4 protein-coding genes are annotated in these 2,515 nt (G+C 72.5%); 1 reads left to right on the top strand and 3 read right to left on the bottom strand.

The annotated features are described in order from the left end of the window. The 3 genes from R6V09_RS50755 to R6V09_RS50745 form a co-directional block, all read right to left on the bottom strand. Positions 1–186 (bottom strand): hypothetical protein (locus R6V09_RS50755; protein ID WP_317888191.1); only part of this gene is annotated, 186 nt, incomplete at its 3' end. After that, positions 186–1,067: an alpha/beta fold hydrolase gene (locus R6V09_RS50750; protein WP_317888190.1), complete on the bottom strand. Its 882-nt coding sequence runs from the start codon at positions 1,065–1,067 to the stop codon at positions 186–188. The genes R6V09_RS50755 and R6V09_RS50750, both read right to left, overlap by 1 nt. Before the next feature lie 79 nt (positions 1,068–1,146). Continuing rightward, positions 1,147–2,022: an alpha/beta fold hydrolase gene (locus R6V09_RS50745; RefSeq protein WP_317888189.1), complete on the bottom strand. Its 876-nt coding sequence runs from the start codon at positions 2,020–2,022 to the stop codon at positions 1,147–1,149. 156 nt (positions 2,023–2,178) lie between these two features. Between R6V09_RS50745 and R6V09_RS50740 the strand changes: the two genes are divergently transcribed. Then, a partial coding sequence (locus tag R6V09_RS50740; protein ID WP_317888188.1) for an AAA family ATPase occupies positions 2,179–2,515 on the top strand: 337 nt, incomplete at its 3' end.

The raw sequence follows: 2,515 nt of genomic DNA, 5'->3' as shown, positions 1-2,515 counted from the left end.
CCGCCGGCGGCGGATCTCGGCGCGCAGCGCGTCGAGCGGCTCCGGGTGCCGGGCGTGGAGCGGATAGCGGAACACGCTCGCCCGCACGCCCATGCCGCCGAGCCAGTCCGCCACCGGCTCGGCCTCGTGCGAAGCGTGCTCGGCGTACCCTCCGCCGGGCAGCACGATCATGTGGGTGCCGGTCATCAGGGGCCGTCGAGGAAGGCGTCGACGTCCGCGGCGAACTCCGCGTGGTGCTGGAACAGGAACCCGTGCGCCGCGTCGGGATAGATCTTCACGCGGGCCTGCGGGATCAGGCCGGCGAGCAGGTGGGAGTAGTGCGGCAGGATCATCGGGTCGCTGTCGCCGTTCGCCACGAACACGGGCATCCGCAGGCAGCCGAGCCGCTGGAGCTTCGCGTGATCGGGGATCCCCCATGTGCACACCGCGTCGTACTGCGCCTCGCGGGTCGCCCAGTCGGTCGCCGTGTCCCGGTCCGTACTGCGGGCGCCGTAGATCCGCTGCAGGGTCTGCCGGCCGGCCCGCAGGCTCGTCTCGGACCGGGCGAAGAAGACGCTCAGGTATTCCTCGGGGCTGGTCTCGGGGTTGCCGACCGCGCCGATGACCTCGGGGGCCCAGCCGTGCATGCCGTCGGCGCCCTGCGGGGCCGACGAGGCGAGGACCAGCCTTCTGACGAGCGCCGGCCTGGTCAGGGCGATCCGCTGCGCGACGAAGCTGCCGAGGGAGAAGCCCAGTACGTCGACGGGGCCGGGGCCCGGGCTCCCGGCCGCCCCGATCGCCTCGATGAAGGCGATGGCGTCGTGTGCCATCCGGTCCACGGTGTGCGGAGTCGTCCCGGTGGAGCCGCCGACTCCGGCGTTGTCGAAGGCGATGACGCGCCGGCCCGAGGCCAGCGCGTCGATCAGCGCCGGATCCCAGTTGTCGAGGTTTCCACGGAAGTGCTGGAGAAGGACCAGCGGTACACCGGTGCCGTCGTCCGCCGGCCCGGTGTCGCGGTACGCGTAGTCGATGCCGTTCGCGGCCTTGGCCCGCTCGTTCGGCAGACCTGAGTACGAGGTGAGCTCCATGACCCGAGCGAATCAGCCGGGGCGCGGCGGCGGAATCCGCATGTTGACTGCACCATCTCCTGGACGCACGACGAAGAGGTCAACCGGGCAGGGCTCGCAGAAAGCCGACGAGTAGTTCGTTGACCTGGGCGGCGTGCGTCCAGATGATCGCGTGCCCGCCGTCCGGCAGCACCGCGAGACGGGCGTCGGCCAGCATCCCGGCCAGGCGGTTCCCGGTCGCGCCGGGCGGCATGATCCTGTCCTGGGCGCCCTGCACGATCAGGGTGGGGACCGTGATGCGGGCGACGTCGGCCCGGAAGTCCTCCCGCCAGGCGACCGCGCAGCCCAGGGCCGCGATCGCGGACACCCGCAGCGCGACGTGGAAGCTGTTCTGCCACGCCTGGTCGCTGACCCGGCTCACGCCTGGCGGGCAGGAGTCGTCGCGGTAGTCGGTGTTGTAGTAGTCGATGTTGTAGTACCGGTCCAGGTAGGTCTTGATCGCCGCCGGGCGGTCGGCGGACAGCTCGCCGAGGAAGGCGTCGAGGACGCCGGGGGCGATGCCCTCCGGGTTGGCGCCGGACCGGGGCAGGAACGGCGGCAGGGGCGCGAGCAGCGCGGCACCGCGGACCCGCCGCTGCCCGTACGTTCCCAGGTACCGGGTCAGTTCCCCGGTGCCGGAGCAGCAGCCGACGAGCACCGCGTCCCGCACGTCCAGGACTTCCAGCAGTGTGTTCAGGTCGCCCGCGAGCGTGTCGTAGTCGTAGCCCACGGCGGGCCGGCTGGAGGCGCCGCCGCCGCGCCGGTCGTAGCTGATGACGCGGTACCCGGCCGTCAGCAGCGCCGCCTCCTGCTTCTCCCACGAGCGCCCGTCGGCGAGGTAGCCGTGGACCAGGACGACGGGCGGGCCCGCGCCGTGGTCCTCGTAGTGGATCCGGATGTCACCGGTGTTCTCCCGGCCGACCACGACATACGGCATCACGTATCCGCGTTCCCTCGCGCGCGGGGGCAGGCGCAAGGGCCGGCACAGGGGGCGGCGCGGGCGACAGCATTCATATACTCGACCCTGTGCCGTGCGGCGGCCGTCCGGTATCCGCAACCTGACTGCACACCAGGTGAGGGTGGCGTTTCCGCGATGACCCGCAAGGACACCGACGTGATCGGGCGGCGGGAGGAGCTGTCCCTGCTGCGGGAACTCGTCGCCCCGCCCCACAAGGAGAGCCACGTTCTGCTGCTCCTGGGCGATCCCGGTCTGGGCAAGACCGTCCTGCTGGCCGAGGCCGCGCGCGAGGCCTCGGCGGCGGGGATGCGGGTGCTGGCGATCACCGGCAGGGAGTCGGAGCGGGACCTGGCGTTCGCCGGGCTGCACCAGCTGCTGCGCCCGGTGCTCGACCGCGTGGCCCGGCTGCCGGTCCGTCAGGCCGAGGCGCTGCGCGGCGCGTTCGGGCTCACCGACGAGCCCGCGCCGCCCG

This window comes from Streptomyces sp. W16 (genome assembly GCF_033194735.1).
GTDB lineage: Bacteria > Actinomycetota > Actinomycetes > Streptomycetales > Streptomycetaceae > Streptomyces.
The sequence above is the reverse complement of the archived record's forward strand: the minus strand, read 5'-3'. Positions and strand labels throughout refer to the sequence as shown.